At 70.9% G+C, this 16,643-nt stretch carries 11 protein-coding genes; 6 read left to right on the forward strand and 5 right to left on the reverse strand.

What is annotated here, in order from left to right; all coding sequences use genetic code 11:
* Positions 1–19: 19 nt before the first annotated feature.
* From IG78_RS0134395 to murJ, 5 genes are all read right to left on the reverse strand, one after another.
* The gene (locus IG78_RS0134395; RefSeq protein WP_030571189.1) at positions 20–1,654 is read right to left on the reverse strand and encodes an amidase family protein; all 1,635 of its coding nucleotides are present in this window, start codon (positions 1,652–1,654) and stop codon (positions 20–22) included.
* A 71-nt stretch (positions 1,655–1,725) separates the two neighbouring features.
* A complete protein-coding gene (locus tag IG78_RS0134400) occupies positions 1,726–2,685 on the reverse strand; it encodes a helix-turn-helix transcriptional regulator (protein WP_030571192.1) in 960 nt (319 codons plus the stop codon).
* A 138-nt stretch (positions 2,686–2,823) separates the two neighbouring features.
* Positions 2,824–4,563: an FAD-binding oxidoreductase gene (locus IG78_RS0134405; RefSeq protein WP_051853191.1), complete on the reverse strand. Its 1,740-nt coding sequence runs from the start codon at positions 4,561–4,563 to the stop codon at positions 2,824–2,826.
* A 222-nt stretch (positions 4,564–4,785) separates the two neighbouring features.
* On the reverse strand, positions 4,786–5,880 hold the full coding sequence (locus tag IG78_RS0134410; protein WP_051853192.1) for a M20 family metallopeptidase: 1,095 nt from the start codon (positions 5,878–5,880) through the stop codon (positions 4,786–4,788).
* Positions 5,881–5,922: 42 nt separating this feature from the next.
* Positions 5,923–7,656 carry a murein biosynthesis integral membrane protein MurJ gene (murJ, locus tag IG78_RS0134415; RefSeq protein ID WP_078965797.1) on the reverse strand — a complete coding sequence of 578 codons (1,734 nt, stop codon included), beginning with the start codon at positions 7,654–7,656 and terminating at the stop codon, positions 5,923–5,925.
* 102 nt (positions 7,657–7,758) lie between these two features.
* On the opposite strand from murJ, the gene IG78_RS0134420 reads away from it, so the two are divergent.
* The 6 genes from IG78_RS0134420 to IG78_RS0134450 all read left to right on the forward strand — a co-directional run.
* Positions 7,759–8,868: a beta-ketoacyl-[acyl-carrier-protein] synthase family protein gene (locus IG78_RS0134420; protein WP_030571203.1), complete on the forward strand. Its 1,110-nt coding sequence runs from the start codon at positions 7,759–7,761 to the stop codon at positions 8,866–8,868.
* A gap of 536 nt (positions 8,869–9,404) precedes the next feature.
* Positions 9,405–10,667, forward strand: coding sequence for a LeuA family protein (locus IG78_RS0134430; protein WP_030571207.1), 1,263 nt, complete (start codon positions 9,405–9,407; stop codon positions 10,665–10,667).
* Positions 10,651–12,681: an aconitase family protein gene (locus IG78_RS0134435; protein ID WP_051853198.1), complete on the forward strand. Its 2,031-nt coding sequence runs from the start codon at positions 10,651–10,653 to the stop codon at positions 12,679–12,681. Before IG78_RS0134430 ends, IG78_RS0134435 begins: the two co-directional genes overlap by 17 nt.
* Positions 12,678–13,703 (forward strand): isocitrate/isopropylmalate dehydrogenase family protein, encoded by a 1,026-nt coding sequence (locus tag IG78_RS0134440; protein ID WP_030571211.1) that lies wholly within the window; start codon positions 12,678–12,680, stop codon positions 13,701–13,703. The genes IG78_RS0134435 and IG78_RS0134440 overlap by 4 nt, the downstream gene beginning before the upstream one ends.
* A 20-nt stretch (positions 13,704–13,723) precedes the next feature.
* Entirely contained in the window at positions 13,724–14,911 is a 1,188-nt protein-coding gene (locus tag IG78_RS0134445) for an aminotransferase-like domain-containing protein (protein ID WP_030571214.1), read from the forward strand.
* Between the two features lie 148 nt (positions 14,912–15,059).
* A partial coding sequence (locus IG78_RS0134450) for a condensation domain-containing protein (RefSeq protein WP_225882335.1) occupies positions 15,060–16,643 on the forward strand: 1,584 nt, incomplete at its 3' end.

Raw genomic sequence — 16,643 nt, forward strand, 5'->3', positions numbered from 1 at the left:
GGGGTCCGGCGCCGGACTGTCAGGGCGTTGCGGGGCTCACCGACGGCAGGTAGCGGGGTGCGCGCCAGGCGTGGAGCTGTCGCTCCACCGCGGCTCCCAGCGAAAGGAGCGCGGCGTCCTGGTGGTCACCGGCCATCAGCAGGACGCCGACCGGGAGTTCGCCCACGGACCCGGCGGGCACCGAGAGGGACGGGTAGCCCGCGACGGCCGCGGGGGTCGAGGACGGGATCACGTCGTTGTCACCGCGCGCGCAGTCGGTCGTCCAGGCGGGCGGGTTCGCCGGCGAGGCGATGGCGTCGAGGTCGTGGGCGGCCATCGTCTCGTCGATCGAGCGCCGCGACAGGTCGGCGAGCTCCGCGCGCATGGCGCGGTACTCGGGGTCGGTGGTGGACGGTGCGGCCAGGGCCTGTTCGAACAGTTCCTGTCCGGCGAAGCAGGTCTGCTCCTGCGGGTGGGTGCGGTTGAACTCGATCAGCGCGGCGAGGTCGCGGGGGCCCTCGCGGGTGCCGAGGTAGGCGTCGATGTCCCGGTGGAACTCGCTGAGCAGCGCCGGGAACTCAAGTTCGGCGAGGCGCGCCTGGTACGGGGGCGTCACCTCGACGACCTCGGCACCGGCGCCCCGTAGCTTCTGTGCCGTACGGGTCATCACGGCGTCGACGTCGGGGCCGAGGGACGGCAGCCGCCACAGCCCTATCCGCTTGCCCCGCAGCCCGCCCTTCCGCACGTTCCGCGGGTCGAGCGGCCCGCCGGGGGCGAGGCGCTCGCCGCGGCCCGTGGAGCGGTCGCCGCCGAGTCGCCCGGAGTTGTCGCCGCCGATCACGGACAGGGTGAGCGCGGTGTCGATCACGTTGCGGGCCATGGGCCCCGCGGTGTCCTGCTCGGCGGAGATCGGCACCACGCCGGTCCCGCTCACCAGGCCGAGGCTCGGCTTGTGGCCGACCACCCCGTTCATCCCGGCCGGGCACACGATGGATCCGTCGGTCTCGGTGCCGATCGCCACCTGGGACAAGGACGCGGCGAGCGCGGCGGCCGATCCGGAGGACGACCCGCACGGGTTGCGGTCGAGCACGAACGGGTTGTTGGTCTGCCCGCCCACGGCCGACCAGCCCGATGTCGGCTTCGCCGCCCGGAAGTTGGCCCACTCGGACAGATTGGTCTTGCCCAGGATCACCGCGCCCGCCCGCTTCAGCCGGGTCACCAGGACGGCGTCCTTGGCCGGTGGCTCGCCTGCGAGGGCGAGGGACCCGGCCGTGGTCGGCATGTCCCGGGTGTCGACGTTGTCCTTGAGCAGTACGGGGATGCCGTCGAGCGGCCCGCGTGCCTCGCCGCGCCGGTGCCTGGCATCACTGGCCGCGGCCTGGCGGAGCGCCGCCGGGCTGGTGTGCAGCACCGCGTTGATCTTCGGGTCGACGGTCTCGATCCGCCGCAGGTAGGCGCGGGTCAGCGCCGACGACGTCAGGGACCCCTTGTGCATGCGCGCTTGCAGTTGGGGGATCGTCACTGTGTCCAGGTCGATCCCCTTCAGGGCGGACGACCCGGTCGGCCGGTTCTCGGCGTCGGGGCCGGCCGCCACCGCGTTCGGGCCCATCATGCCCGCAAGGAGCGACCCGGCCGCGAGGGCGACGGTCAGTACACCAACTCTCGTTTTCCTCATGGGTGTCAGCGCACTACACGTACCTCGTCCGGCGCAAGCACCTACGGGCAGTGGGCCGGGCAGCCGGCCGGTCATTCCATGGCGCGCAGAACGCGGTCGGCGGTGGCGCGGAGGTGCTCGCGGACGGCGGGGTCCGCGTCGAGCGTGTAGTCGGCGTCCAGTGCCGCCAGGGTCTGCGCGACGCGGGTGAGGACGTCGGCGGAGGCGTCGACGCGGCAGGTGTGGTCGTCGAGGGCCTTGATGCGGGCGCCCAGGCCGTGGGTGTGGGCGCGGACCTGTTCGGCGGGGGCGTCGACGGTGGCGATCGCGCGGTGGCGGGTGGGCGCGGCGGTGAGGTGCCGGGCCACGAACGCCGCGGGGTCGCCGCCGGGTACGGGGCGCGGCGGGACGCGGCGGCCTGTCGGGGCGGGGTCGGCCATGCGGTCGAGGCGGAAGAGGCGCCAGTCGTCCCGGGCGGTGTCGTGGGCCAGCAGGTACCACAGGTCGCCGGAGGCGATCAGGTGGCAGGGCTCGGCACGGCGTGGGGCGGCGGCGCCGTCCCGGGTGGTGTAGTCGAAGGTGACGATCTCATGGTCGCGGCAGGCACCGGCCAGGGTGGCGAGGAGCGCGGGGTCGGCGCGCGGTCCGCGGTCCTCCCAGGAGATGCCGCTCAGGGTGGTCTGGAGGGCGGCGACCTGCCCGCGCAGTCGGCGGGGCAGGACCTGTTCGAGCTTGGCCAGGGCTTGGAGGGCGGAGTCCTCCATGCCGGTGAGCCCGCCGGCCGCGGTGCGCAGGGCGACGGCGACGACCACGGCTTCGTCGTCGTCGAGGACGAGGGGCGGCAGTGCCGTGCCGGAGGCCAGGCGGTAGCCGCCGCCGTGGCCGCGGGCGCTGTGCACCGGATATCCCATGTCCCGCAGCCGGTCGATGTCCCGGCGCAGGGTGCGCGCGGTCACGTGCAGCCGGTCGGCCAGCTCCTCGCCCGCCCACTCCCGCCGGGCCTGCAGCAGGGACAGCAGCCGCAGGACGCGTGCGGTCATGTCACTCGTCATGGATCCCACTATGCACGCGTCAAAGGACAGAGACTGTCCGCAAAGCGGACTATGTGTGTGCCGACCGCGCGGTGCCCCCCGGACCGGGCGGGCGAGCCGTTCGGTCCGGAGGGTTCGGCGCCGTGGTGGTGTACGGGGTTACGGCAGGCGGACGGACTGTGCGTGCCGGAAGATGTTCTTCGGGTCCCAGGCCGCCTTCGTCTTCTGCAGGCGGGCGTAGTTGTCCTTGTAGTACAGGCTGTTCCACGTCGCCGACGAGGTGTTCCAGGCGGCGTCGCCGAGGTCCTTGTCGGGGTAGTTGACGTAGCAGCCGTCGTTGATCTCGTTCGGTACGGGGACGCCGCCGGTCTCCGCGTACACGTCCCGGTAGAAGTCCCGGATCCACGCCAGGTGGCGGGCCTCGTCGGCCGGGTCGGTCCAGTAGGTCTGGTACTGGAGCTTGAGCACCGAGTCGCGCTGCGGCACGGCGGTGTCGCCGGGCTTGGCCGCGTTGATGCGGCCGCCGTAGGAGTCGACCTGGACCAGGGCGTCGCCGTTGCTGTAGTCGGTCCGGGACAGGTGCTTGTACATCGCCTTGATCTGCGTGGCGGAGAAGCCCTTGCGCGCGTAGGCCGACTTGTACTTGCCGTACAGCGTGGGGTTGCCGCCGCTGAGGTAGTCGGTGGCGATGTACCAGGGGAGCTTGCGCGGGGCGGCGAACTGCGGCATGGCGGCGTGCTCGCCCATGCGGTTCGTCATCGCCTGACGCGTGACGCCCACGCCCGCGGTGACAGCGGCCAGGTAGTCGTCGAGCAGGCCCTGGGCGCCGGGGACCGTGGCGTCCATCTGCGTGAGCAGACCGATCTGGCCGTTGGAGCTGTGGTTCAGCTTCAGCAGGCCGAACAGGGAGTTGTACTTGGAGTCCGGGGCGCTGTTCTTCTCGTGCCAGGCGCCCCAGTTCTGCAGGAGCCGGGTGAAGGACGCCTCGGTCATGTCCTTCCAGGGGAAGGACGTGGCGTGCACGAAGACCTCGGACGGCGGCTTGGGAAGCAGCTTGGACGGGTCGGTGCCGGTGGCGCCGGGAGAGCGCAGCCAGTAGCGGGTGATCAGGCCGAAGTTGCCGCCACCGCCGCCGGTGTGGGCCCACCAGAGGTCCTTCAGAGCGGCGTCGCTGGAGTCGCGGGTGGCGACGACCGCCTTGGCGGTGCCGTTCTTGTCGACCGTGACGACCTCGACGCCGTAGAGGTGGTCGACGGTCAGGCCCTGGAGGCGGGACAGCAGGCCGTAGCCGCCGCCCGATATGTGGCCGCCGACACCGACGGACGCGCAGGACCCGGCCGGGAGCGTGACGCCGTACAGCTTGTAGAGGGTCTCGTAGACCTGGAGGTTGGAGGCGCCGCCCTCGACCGCGAAGGCGTTCCTGCCGCTGTCGTAGTAGACCTGCGTCATCCCGGACATGTCGATGACGACCTGGACGTCCTTGTTGAAGACGAAGTCCTCGTAGCAGTGGCCGCCGCTGCGCACGGTGAGCCTCTTGCCGGCGGAGACGGCCTCCTGCACGGCCCGTACCGCCTGCGCGGTGGTCGTGACCAGACGGACGTAGTCGGGGCTCGCGACCCAGCGCTGGTTGATGCCGCGCACCAGGTCGGGGAAGCGTGAGTCGTTCGGGACGACGGTGATGTAGTCGGTCGTGGCGACGGTGGTCCCCGCGTCGGCGACGGTGGTCGCGGCCACAGCCGCGGCGCCCGAGCGCGGCGCGGCTTCGGCTGTCGTGGGCAGCGCGGTGGACAGGGCCGCCCCGCCGGCGACCGCTGCGGCGCCGGTGAGGAGGGATCTACGGCCCACCTGTCTGTCCTGCTTCGCCACGTCCGACTCGTTTGCCTTGTTTGTCTTTCTCACGGACACACTCCCCCAACGGGTTTGCGCACACAGGAAGTTGAAGTTGCATCGAACGATGATCGATCATGAGATTGCCCCATGAGACAGGTGTGGCGCAATAGCTGCATTGAGAAAACTGTCCGAACTACCGTTCAAAACAGGGTTTGTTGCAGCATGTGCAACTAGTCCGATTGTCCAAAGGGCGGGGACGGCTTCGGACGCCCCCGCCCGAAGCCCGATTCCTCAGGCGTGCTGACGGGCGTGGACGAGACCGGCGATCAGGTGCGCCCGCTCGGCCATGGCGTCGATCACCACGTACTCGTGGTCGGCGTGGGCGCCACCGCCGACGGCGCCGAGACCGTCCAGGGTGGGCACGCCGATGGCGGCCGTGAAGTTGCCGTCGCTGCCGCCGCCGACCGCCTTGCCCTCGATGCCGGGGAGCAACGCCTGCGCCACGGCGAACAGTTCGACCGACGCCGACTCGGGCATCGGTGGCCGCCCGACGCCTCCGTGCACGGTGAGGTCGGCTCCGGCGAGATGCGGTTCGAGGACGGCGAACGCGGACTCCACGCGCTTCTTCTCGTCGACGGACTCCACCCGCACGTCGACGAGGACGGTCGCCTCCGCCGGTACGGTGTTGGCCACCGTGCCCGCCGACGCGACGGTCGGGGTCACCGTCGTGCCGATGGCGGGGCGGCTGAGGCTCGCGATGTCGAGCACCTGGTGCGCGGCCTCGATCAGGGCGTTCACACCGGCGGCGGGTTCGAGGCCCGCGTGCGAGGCCCGGCCGCGGATGGCGACCCGGAACGTGCCGCAGCCCTTGCGGCCCGTCTTCAGGGCGCCGCCGTCGGCGGCGCCCTCCACCACCAGGACGGCACCGCAGGCACGGGCCCGTTCCTCGATGAGGGCACGCGAGCAGGGGGAGCCCACCTCTTCGTCTGCGGTCACGAGCAGCTCGACGCCGGACAGGTCGTCGAGCGACGCGAGCCCGTGCACTGCCTGCACCAGGCCACCGAGCATGTCGAACACCCCGGGGCCCGTGGCGTACCCGTCCTCGGCCCGGAACGGACGGCGTCGCAGGGTGCCGAGCGGGAACACCGTGTCGTGGTGGCCGAGGATCAGCACCTTCGGCTCGCCGCCGCCCGACCAGTGGACGTGCGGCCCGGCCTCGCTGTCGATCAGCACCGCCTGCCCGCCCAGACGTTTCCCGACGATCGCGGCGACGACATGGGCCGACGCCGTCAGGGCCTCGATGTCGCGCGAGGGCGACTCGACCTCGACGAGCGCCCTGAGGTCCTCGATCATTGCGTCAACACTCACGTCTACGGCCCTGTTCATCGTCACGCGGCAAGGCTACGGGGTGGACCGCGATGCGTTGTCTCAGGTCAGGCCCGTAAGGCGCAGCCTCGGCAGCTCGCTGACCCGCAGGGCACGCGCCAGGAGCAGGAACGTCAGCACCATCGTGAGGCCACCCGCCGCCAGGGCCGTCGCGGGGGCCCACGACGCCGGGTCCGCCGACGAGGCGGCGCACACGTGGGCGACGAGCCAGCCGAGGGCTCCGGCCGCCACCGCGGACACGGACAGCTTGCCGTACGTACGGCACAGCCTCCTGCCGTCGAGGCGCCCGTCGAGACGGCGCCGCAGCCGCAGCGCGCTGAGGAGCAGGCCGACGGCGTACGACACGGAGTACGCCCCCGCCATGCCGGTGACGGCCCAGCGCGGGGGCAGGAACTGGTGGCAGGCTGCCACGAGGGCGATGTTGACGGCACCGATCCCCACGGCGAGGCGGAAGGGGGTGCGGGTGTCCTCGAACGCGTAGAAGCCGCGCAACAGCAGGTACTGCGCGGAGAACGGGATGAGGCCCAGGCCGAACGCCTGGAGCATGTATCCCAGCGGGCGGGCCGAGTCGGGTCCCGCCGCGCCGTGTGCGAAGAGGAGTTGGGCGATCTGCGGCCCGAAGGCGAGGAAGAAGAACGCGGCGGGCACGATGACGACGCCGCTGATCCGCAGCGCGCGGGACAGGTCCGCACGCAGATCGTCCAGGCGCTTCTCGGCGACGGCACGACTCATCCGCGGCAGCAGTGCGGTGACCAGGGAGACCGTGATGACGGCCTGGGGCAGCATCCAGATCGTCTGCGCGTTGGAGTAGGCGGTGAAGCCCACGCCGTCCTCGGGCAGGGCCTGGTCGGCAGCCGAGGCGTAGCGCGTCACCACGGTCCCGGCGATCAGGTTGGCCAGGACGAACAGCAGGGTCCAGCGGGCGGCGCCGACGCTCTTGCGCAGGCCCGTGCCCCGCCAGTCGAAGCGGGGCCGGAACCGGAAGCCCGCTGCCCGCACGAAGGGGATCAGGGCGAGCGCCTGCACCGCCAGGGCGAGGGTGGTGCCGACGCCAAGGAGCGTCACCTGCGCGGGGGTGATGTCCTCCACCCGCTCGGGGACGGTCAGCAGGGCCACGTACGCGCCGAACACCGCGGTCAGGACGACGTTGTTCAGGACGGGGGTCCACATCATCGCGCCGAAGCGGTTCCGCGCGTTGAGGACCTGCCCCAGGATGCTGAACAGGCCGTAGAAGAAGATCTGCGGGAGCAGGAACCTGGCGAACGTCACGGTCAGCTCGAACGCCTCGTGATTGGCGGGCGTATCGCTCTGGTACAGGCTGACGATCCCCGGCGCGGCCCACACGGCGAGCGCCGTCCCGACGCCGAGGACGCACAGCACCAGCGTGACGAGCCGCTGCTCGAAGGCGCGCCCGCCGTCGGCGTGCTCGGTCCTGGCCCGGACCAACTGCGGCACCAGGACGGAGTTCAGCGCGCCGCCGATGAACAGGAAGTACAGGCTGGTCGGCACGGTATTGGCCTGGGTGTACGTGGTGGCGAGCAGTCCTGTGCCCAGCGCGGCCGCTTGCAGGACCTGTCTGATCAGGCCCGTCGCGCGGGACACCACGGTGCCCGCCGCCATCAGCAGCGACGACCGCATCAGCCCTGTCCCCTTGCCCGCCCCGCTCTCGGCCGCACCCCTTTTCGTCACCCTCGTCGCTCCGGGCGCGGCGTGCCGCCCACGCCGCTGCTTCCTGTGGGACCGGCGTATTCGTCCGGTCTTCGTCCCCTCTGTCATGAAGTCAATCTACGCTTCGAAGATCCACACCGTGGCCGAAGTGTGTGCCCCGCGTCGGCGTAGATTTGCTCCTCTGCCCGTCGGCCGAAGGAGCGCCACCCCATGTCCCCCGCGTTGATCGCCAGACCCCACGTCGAACTCGGCAGACATGCCGTCTCCTTGGACGACATCACGGCGGACATGGCCCGTCAGCACGCGGATCTGCCCCGGCTCGCCGCCTATCTGCGGACGGCGCGGTCCACCGGCGTGCTCACGCGGTACTTCACCAGACCGCTGGATTCGGCCACCGTCGCCGGTGACGCGTCGTTCGAGGAGCGCAATCGCGCCGCCTACGACGACGCGCTCGAACTGTCCCTGCGCGCGGTGCCCCGAGCCCTGGAGAACGCCGGGCTCGCACTCGCGGACATCGACTGCGTCATCACCAGCCACACCACATCCTGGACCGCCCCGAGCCTCGACATCGACCTGGTGCAGGCCCTCGGCCGGGACGGGCTCCGTTTGGACATATCCCGCATACCGCTGGGCTCGCAGGGGTGCGCGGGCGGGGCGCAGGCGCTCGCCCTCGCCCATGACCACATCGCGGCTCACCCGGGCGCCCGCGTCCTCATCGTCGTCGCCGAGTGCCTCAGCGCCGCGACCTACAACCCGGTCGACACCAGCCGCGAAAGCATGATCTACAAGGTCCTCTTCGGCGACAGCGCCGCGGCCTGCGTCGTCTCCGGCCGCGAGGCCGACGGTGCCGACGGCGGCGGGCCCCGGTTCCGGATCGACGACACCTGGCAGTACGCCCTGCCCGGCAGCCTCACCGTCTACGAAGGGCGCCTCGACTCCTACGGGCTGCACTTCGACTCCACCCGGGAGGCGACCCGCGCCATCGGCCGCACGGCCCCCGCCCTCCACGCGTGGCTGAGCGAGGCGGGCGCGCCGTTCACACCCGACTTCTGCGTGGTGCACGCGGGCGGGCCCGCCATCCTCAACAGCGCGGAAGAAGTCCTGTGGGGCGCCTTCGGCCCGGACGGCGGCGAGTGCGGGCGCACGGGACCGCTGCGGCACTCCTGGGACAGCCTGGAGCAGTGCGGCAACCTCGGCGGGGCCTCCGTCCTCGACGTGCTGCGTCGCTCCTTCGACGACACCGAGCCGGGCCACCGGGGAGTGCTCCTCGGCTTCGGCCCGGGCTTCGCGATCTCCGGGTGCAGACTCAGCAGCGTGTGACAGTTCACGGTCGACGACAGTGGCGGACGGATCCTCGCCGCGGCCTCCTTGACGGTCCCGGTCTGCTGCGGCTGACGATCGCGTGACCGCCCGCCGGGACGCTGTCCGGCACAGGCACCGCTCCAGCAGGCCGCGCTCCCGCACCCGCCACGACCGCAACGTGCGTAAGCCACGCGTACCCGGACACCGGCGACGGTGAGAACGGAAGGCGGGCGGTCACATCCGCCCGCCACCTGCGTCGCAGGCATGTCACGGGCGTGCGGAACGGACCGCATGAGAATGTTCCAACGCTCCCGGCGCGGCGTGATTTCGCTGTCTTGTCAGCGGGACGAAAAATCCCCAAGCACCCTTCTGAGCTGGTGAGAAACGTCAGAGGGAAGCTGCCGTGCAGCAACTCCTGGGGTAAGTTCACGCCATTCCTTTCATGCCGTGCGGGCCTCCTGGAAAGCGCCCTGCGCACACATCTCGCGCACGGTCGTGAACGGCACCGTCAGCACGCACTCACGCGCCCCCATGTCGAGCAGTCCGGAGTCCACATGAGCGGATCGACCTCAGCGAACACCGCGCCAGGAACTGAGGTGTGGTTCAACTGGAACACCGTCAGAACGGAGGGTGCGCCTCCCCAACCGACGTGTACGGGAACGCTTTTCGACGAGACGCTCCGCGACGGACTCCAGACCCCGCACGTGCGGAATCCCGCCCTTGCGGAGAAGCTCGCGATCGTGGATCACATGGTGCGTTCCGGAATACGGTCCGCCGATCTGGGATTCCCGGGATCGGATGTGAGCGCCGCCCAGGAGTGCACCCGGATCACGGAGCACATCGTCGCGAACCGCCTTCCGCTGACACCCGGTTTCGCGGGCCGCACACACCCGGCGGACATCCACGCCATCTGCGAGATCGGGCAGACCGCGGGGATCGGCGTCGAGGCGTACGCGTTCATCGGGGTGAGTCCCATCCGGCAGTACGTGGAGGACTGGGACATGGAACGGGTCCGGTCCGCCATCCGCAGGTCGGCGGCCACCTGCCGGCGCGAGGGCGCTGAGTTTGTCCTGGTCCTGGAAGACACGGTCCGGTGCACCCCCGAGGTGCTCGACGCCGTCTACGACGTGGCCGTCGACACGGGCACCCGCAGGATCACCCTCTGCGACACCGTGGGGACGGCCGTGCCGAACGGGACCGAGGCCCTCATCCGGTGGACGCAGCGCTATTTCGCGGAACGCGGTCACGCCATGGCACTGGAATGGCACGGGCACAACGACCGCGGCCTCGCGCTCGCCAATTCCCTCACCGCGCTTTCACTGGGCTGTCTGCGCGTGCACGGCACCGTCCTGGGAATCGGTGAACGCGCGGGAAACGCTCCCCTGGACCAACTCATGGTGAACAGCAGCCTGGACGGCCACCACTCCTACGATCTCAAGGCCCTGCGCGCCTACTGCTCCTATGCGGCGCCCGTACTCGGCGTGGACATTCCGCAGAACTATCCCGCGCTCGGCCGCGATGTGTTCAAGACCAGTGCGGGCGTACACGCCTCCGCGATCCTCAAAGCCCATACAAAGGGAAACACTCTGCTCAAGGACAGCGTCTATGCGGGCGTCCCCGCCGCATTGCTCGGCCGGGAACAGGAAGTCCTCATCGACGCCTCCTCGGGCAGCAACAACGTCAAATACTGGCTGACCGTCCACGGATACGCCGCCGACAACCCCGATGTCATCAAAAAGGTTCTTGAAAAGGCGAAGGCCGGCAACGGCCCGCTGACGGACGACGAGATAGGACAGATCCTTGCAACGGCCGGATGATTTCACGGGCGGCGGCCCCGACCGCACCATCAGTCTGCGCGGCAACGTCCTGGTCGTCACGGAGGACCCGGACCTGCTCGCCGCCCAGCTCGACGGCAGCGGTACCCGCACGGCGGCGGAACTGCTGCGTGAGCCCCTGCGCGACAACATATCGACCGACGAGATCATCCCCGGCTGGTGCTGTTACTGGTACGACGAGAAACTCGGCGACTACGCCTACCTCGGCCTGCGCGACCGGACGTTCGGCGAGGGTGCCGTGAAGCGGTTCGCGCCGCAGATCGTCGTCAGCGGTGCGGCGAAGGGGTGCGGGTCCTCCCGCGAGCACGCGGTGTACGCCGAGAAGTACTCGGGGGTCCAGCTCGTGTTCGCCCGCTCCTTCGAGCGGATCTACCAGCAGAACTGCCGCAATGTCGGCATCGTCACGTGCGACGACTTCGATGTGCTCGCCGCACTGCTCGACGGCGAGGAGCTGCCCCTGGAGGCGTTCACGCGCGGCGCCAACGAGATCGAGCGCGCCATCATCGACTGCGGCGGCCTGTTCGGCTTCAACCGCGAACACCGCGCACACCGCGCACACCACGACGGCGAACAGTCCGCGATCCGCCCCGCGTTCAGCGGGCGCAGACCACTGAACGTGGTCGAGAAGATCATCCAGAGTCGGCTCTCACCCCGGAACCGCCCGCCGGGCGACGACAGCGTGCGCATCGGCGAGTCCTACTTCGTGGAGACGGACGTCAGGTTCTCGCACGAGTACGTGACGCCCATGGCGGCCGGCATGTTCGGTCGGCAGTTCGGCCCGCAGGCGCGGCTCGCCGACCCCGAGTCGTGCTACTTCTTCCAGGACCATCTGTCGCTGGCGGACCAGGTGCTCAAGCGCCGCGAGGGCGGCCCTGAACTCATCGCGCGCGTCGACGACCTCGGCCGCCGGCAGCAGGAGTTCGCCGAACTCGCCGGGGGTCACTTCATCGGTCCTTCGGACTCCGGGGGCAGCCGCGCCATCTGCCACAACCACATCCTCGAACACGTCGCCGGGCCCGGCGACGTCATCGTCGGCACGGACAGCCACACCTGCACGGCCGGTGCCGTCGGCGCACTCGCCTTCGGGGTGGGCGCGACCGACATCGCGAACTCCTGGTACAACCGCGAGATCCTCGTGAAGGTCCCCGCGGTCATCAGGATCAACCTCCTCGGCGGCCTTCGCCCCGGCGTGAGCGCCAAGGACCTCATGCTGGCCCTGCTCGCACACCCGCGGATCGAGGGCAGCCAGACCCTCGGCAAGGTCCTGCTCTTCACCGGCCCGGGATGCGCGGGCCTGAACATCGACGAGCGCGCCACCCTCTGCAACATGGCCGTCGAGGCGGGCGGCATGACCGCCCTGTTCGAGCCCGACGACGTGACGTACGCCTACCTGGCCGCACACCCGCGGGACGCCCGTGCCTCCGCTTCCGCGCCCCCGGAGGTCCCCACATCGGACGCGGACGCCACGTACGCCTCGGTCGTGGACATCACACCGGCCGACGTCGAACCGATGGTGGCGCTCCCCGGCGACCCGCGCAACGCCGTCCCCCTCGCGTCGGTCCGCGAGGAGGTCAAGGTCGACAAGGTCTACGGCGGGTCCTGCACCGGCGGCAAGGCCTACGACATGGACATGTACGCCGACGTCTTCGAGCTCGCGCGCGCCCGCGGCGCGAAGGTGCCCGCGGACGTCCAGGCGTACATCCAGGTCGGCAGCGAGAACGTCATGCGGTACGCCGTCGAGCGGGGCTACATCGCCCTCTTCGAGGAGGTCGGGGTGCAGGTCCTGCCCCCCTCCTGCGGCGCGTGCATCAACGCGGGACCCGGTGTGTCCGAGCGCCCCGACGAGGTCACGGTCAGCGCGCAGAACCGCAACTTCCCGGGCCGCTCGGGGCCGGGTCAGGTGTATCTGGCCTCCCCCTACATCGTCGCGGCCACGGCGATCGCGGGACGCCTCAGCTCGGTGGAGGACATGTTCGGGACGGGGGTACGGGCATGAGGCTGGCGGTGATTCCCGGCGACGGCATCGGCAAGGAGGTCGTCCCCGCGGCGCTCCCGGCGCTGACGGCCCTCGGTGAGGCCTTCGGGCTGGACATCTCGTACGACGTCCTCGACTGGGGAGCCGACACCTGGCTCGCCACCGGTGTGGGTCTCCCCCACGGCGCCGTCGAGCGCCTCCCCCGCGACTACGACGCCGTCCTCCTCGGCGCCCTCGGAGACCCGCGGATCCCTGACATGGCCCACGGCCGCGAGATCCTGCTCGGCCTGCGCCGGGGGCTCGACCTCTATGTGAACCACCGCCCCGTGGCCTTGAAGAGCGGCGTCATCGACATCTACCGCGAGAACACCCAGGGCCTCTACGCCGGGGTCGGCGGTTCGGTCACCCGGTCCGGCGCGGTCACCGTGGCGATCGACGAGTGCGTGCACACACGCGCGGCGGTCGAGGACTTCGTCCGGTACTGCCTGCGCAGGCTCCGCGACGACGGGCGGCGCAAGGTGACGCTGGTGCACAAGTCCAACGCGGTGCCGAACACGGGCCGACTGTGGCAGGACGTGTTCCGGCGGGAGCTCGCGGCGTTCCCCGAGCTGACCGGCTCCGAGGAGTACGTGGACGCCTTCTGCTACCACCTGGTCCGCGACCCGACGCCGTACGAAGGCGTCCTGGCGTCGAACCTCTTCGGCGACATCATCAGCGACATCGGCGCCGCCCTGATGGGCGGTCTGGGGCTCGCGGCCAGCGCGAGCGTGTGCCCGGAGACGCACTTCGCGCTGTTCGAACCGGTGCACGGCAGCGCCCCCGACATCGCGGGGAAGGGCACGGCCAACCCGTACGCCGCGCTGATGTGCCTGGCCCTGATGCTCGACCACTTCGGGCACGGCACCCCCGCGGAACTCCTTCGCACCTGTGTGCGCGAAGCCGCCGACGGCCCGACGGCCACCCCCGACATCGGGGGCCACGGGACCACCGGCCGGTTCATGGACACGGTCCTCACCCTGCTCGACCACCACCGCACCCCCTGACACCGGAGACCGTCCTGCCCATGTACCAGCGCACTCCTCCTCCCGGCCTCGCCGCCAGATCCGTCTCGGCGGGCAGTTCGGTGATCCGCGAAGCGCTCGCGCTGACCGGCCGCCCCGAGGTGATCTCCTTCGCGGGTGGGCTCCCCGCGTCGGAACTCCTCGACGTCGACGGCATACGAGCGGCGTTCGACCAGGTGCTCAGCGCGTCCCCGCACCGCGCACTCCAGTACGCGACCACACAGGGCGACCCCGACCTCCGCGATGCCGTCGCCGGGCGTCTGTCCCGGCAGGGGCTGCCGAGCGGCGCGGACGACCTGGTGATCACCACGGGAGCGCAGCAGGCCCTGTCCCTCCTGGCGACCACGATCCTCGACCCCGGTGCCGTCGTGGCGGTGGAGAACCCCACCTACCTGGCCGCCCTCCAGTGCTTCGGCTACGCGGGCGCGCGCGTCGTCCCCGTACCGACCGACGACCACGGCATCGTCGTCGACGCGCTGGCGGACGTCGTCGCCAGGGAACGCCCCCGGCTGCTCTATCTGGTACCCACCTTCCAGAACCCCACCGGGCACACCCTCCCCGCGGAGCGCCGCCACGCCGTGGCCCGCCTCGCCGCCCGGCACGGCTTCTGGATCGCCGAGGACGATCCGTACGGCGAACTGCGGTTCCGCGGCGCACCGGTGCGCCCGATCGCGGCACGCCCCGAGGCCGCGGACCGCACGGTGCTCCTGGGGAGCCTCTCCAAGGTCCTCGCCCCCGGGCTGCGCCTCGGCTGGCTGCGCGCACCCGCGGCCCTGTCCCGTGCCTGTGTGCTGGCCAAGCAGGCCCTCGACCTGCACTCCTCCACGGTCGATCAGGCGGCTGCCGCACGGTATCTGACGACCCACGACCTGGACGCGCGGCTGGTGTCCGCGCGGGCCCTCTACCGGGAGCGGTGCGAGGCCATGCTCGGCTCGCTGCCGCGTGTCCTGCCGCCCGGCAGCACCTGGAGCCGCCCGGACGGCGGGATGTTCGTCTGGGTCCGACTGCCCGAGGGGTACGACGCCACGGCCCTGCTGCCCGCCGCCGTCGACGCCGGTGTGGCCTATGTCCCCGGTGCCCCGTTCTTCACGGGGGCGGCCGACCCGGCCACCCTCCGTCTTTCCTTCTCCGCACACCGGCCGACCGAGATCGCCGCCGGTATGGAGCGGCTGGCCGGCGTACTGCGCTGACGTCAGCCGCCGCTGCTCCGGGCCCCTCCGGCCTCTTTTTTGTCTCTTCCCTGCTCCTGCCTGTCCTTGTTCGTGCTGTTTGTGTCCTTTGTGCTGTTCGTGTTGTTCGTGTTGTTCGAGGGAGTTGAACGTCGTGCGTTCCATCGGTGTGTCGCAAACACAGGAAAGTCTCTGGCTGGCTCAGAAACTCGCGCCCGAGGTGCCCAACGCGGTGGCTTCGAGGTGGCTCATCGAGGGCCCGGTGGACGCGGAGCTGCTGTGCACGGCCTTGCGCACGGTCTTCCGTGAGTACGCGGCGGCCCGGGTCAACTTCCGCCAGGACGGGGAGGAGTTGCGGCAGGTGGTCCGGGAGGACGACGTCGACGCGTGGAGCCCCGAGTTCCACGACGTGAGCGCCGCCGACGATCCCGAGGCGGCCGGACGGGACCGCGCCGAGGTGATCGAGCGGCATCCCTACGACTTGGAGCACGACCTCCTGTTCCGCGCGGGGGTCGTCCGGCTTTCCGCGTCACGTCATCTGCTGGTCCTCGCGGCCCACCACATCGTCGCCGACGGCTACACCGTGCTCCGCCTCCTGTCGCCGCGGACGGCCGCGTGCTACACGGCGCTCCTGCACGGCACCCCGGTCCCCGAGGCGGCGCCGGGCACCCCCGAGCTGATTTACGAGGAGGACCTGCGCCACCGCGCCTCGCCGCAGTTCACGCAGGACGCCGCCTTCTGGCGCACCCACCTCCAAGACGCGCCCGAGGCCGTGCGGATCCCGGGCGAGCGCGGCACGGGACGACCGGCCGTGCTGCACCACACGGTGGCCGTGCCCAAGCAGGACGTCGACGCGTGGTCCGAGGCGGCCAGGGCCGTCAAGGTGTCGCTGCCCGCCTTCCTGACCGCGGCGTCCACCGTGTTCTTCCGGCACCTCGGCGGGCGCGAGGACTTCACGTTCTCCGCTCCGGCGCTCGGCCGCACGGACGCCACGCGGTCCGTCTACTGCTCGCAGGCGACCATCCTGCCCGTACGGGTGTACGCACCGCTCTCGATGCCGGTCGCCGACCTCGCGCGGTCCCTCTCCGAGGAGTTGGGGCAGGTGCGTGAGCACTCGGCGTTCCAGGTCACGGACGTACGTGCGGCAGCGGGGACAGCCGATTCCGGTTCGGTCTCCGGCCCCTTCGGCACCTCACTCAACATCCTCCCCTTCGTCGCACCGCTCGACTTCGCCGGTGCGACGGCGCGCCTTCAGCCCGGCTCTCCGTGGGGTGCGATCGACGACCTGCAGTGCGCCATCTACTACGACGGCCGCGCACGGGACGACCTGCACGTCCGTGTGGACGCCAACAGCACGCTGTACAGCGCCGACGACACGCGGCGGTTCGCCGACACGCTCATCGCCTTCGTCAAGGCCGTGGCGCGGGACCCGCACGCCGTGGTCGGCGCGGTGGACGTGCTGGGACCGGGTGAGCGGGAGTTGGTGCTGCGGGGCGGCGTCGACGCGACTGCGCCGACGGCACCGATGTCACCGGGCGTCGGGGGGACCGTGGGTGAGCTGTTCGCGCGGCGGGTGGCGGAGGCTCCGGGCGCGGTGGCCGTGGTGTGCGGGGAACAGCGGTTCACGTACGCGGAGCTGGATGCCCGGGCGGAGCGGCTCGCGGTCGAGCTCGTCGGGCGTGGGGTGGGTCCGGAGAGCGTGGTGGCCGTGGTGCTGCCGCGCACGGCGGACCTGGTGGCGGCCCTGCTGGGC

It is taken from the genome of Streptomyces aureocirculatus (assembly GCF_000720475.1).
GTDB lineage: Bacteria > Actinomycetota > Actinomycetes > Streptomycetales > Streptomycetaceae > Streptomyces > Streptomyces aureocirculatus.

Bases quoted from the DNA above. Each gene is read 5' to 3' on its own strand.
- murJ (WP_078965797.1), bottom strand. From the start codon at position 7,656: ATGACAGAGGGGACGAAGACCGGACGAATACGCCGGTCCCACAGGAAG.
- IG78_RS0134445 (WP_030571214.1), top strand. From the start codon at position 13,724: ATGTACCAGCGCACTCCTCCTCCCGGCCTCGCCGCCAGATCCGTCTCG.
- IG78_RS0134395 (WP_030571189.1), bottom strand. From the start codon at position 1,654: ATGAGGAAAACGAGAGTTGGTGTACTGACCGTCGCCCTCGCGGCCGGG.
- IG78_RS0134440 (WP_030571211.1), top strand. From the start codon at position 12,678: ATGAGGCTGGCGGTGATTCCCGGCGACGGCATCGGCAAGGAGGTCGTC.
- IG78_RS0134420 (WP_030571203.1), top strand. From the start codon at position 7,759: ATGTCCCCCGCGTTGATCGCCAGACCCCACGTCGAACTCGGCAGACAT.
- IG78_RS0134410 (WP_051853192.1), bottom strand. From the start codon at position 5,880: ATGAACAGGGCCGTAGACGTGAGTGTTGACGCAATGATCGAGGACCTC.
- IG78_RS0134400 (WP_030571192.1), bottom strand. From the start codon at position 2,685: ATGACGAGTGACATGACCGCACGCGTCCTGCGGCTGCTGTCCCTGCTG.
- IG78_RS0134430 (WP_030571207.1), top strand. From the start codon at position 9,405: ATGAGCGGATCGACCTCAGCGAACACCGCGCCAGGAACTGAGGTGTGG.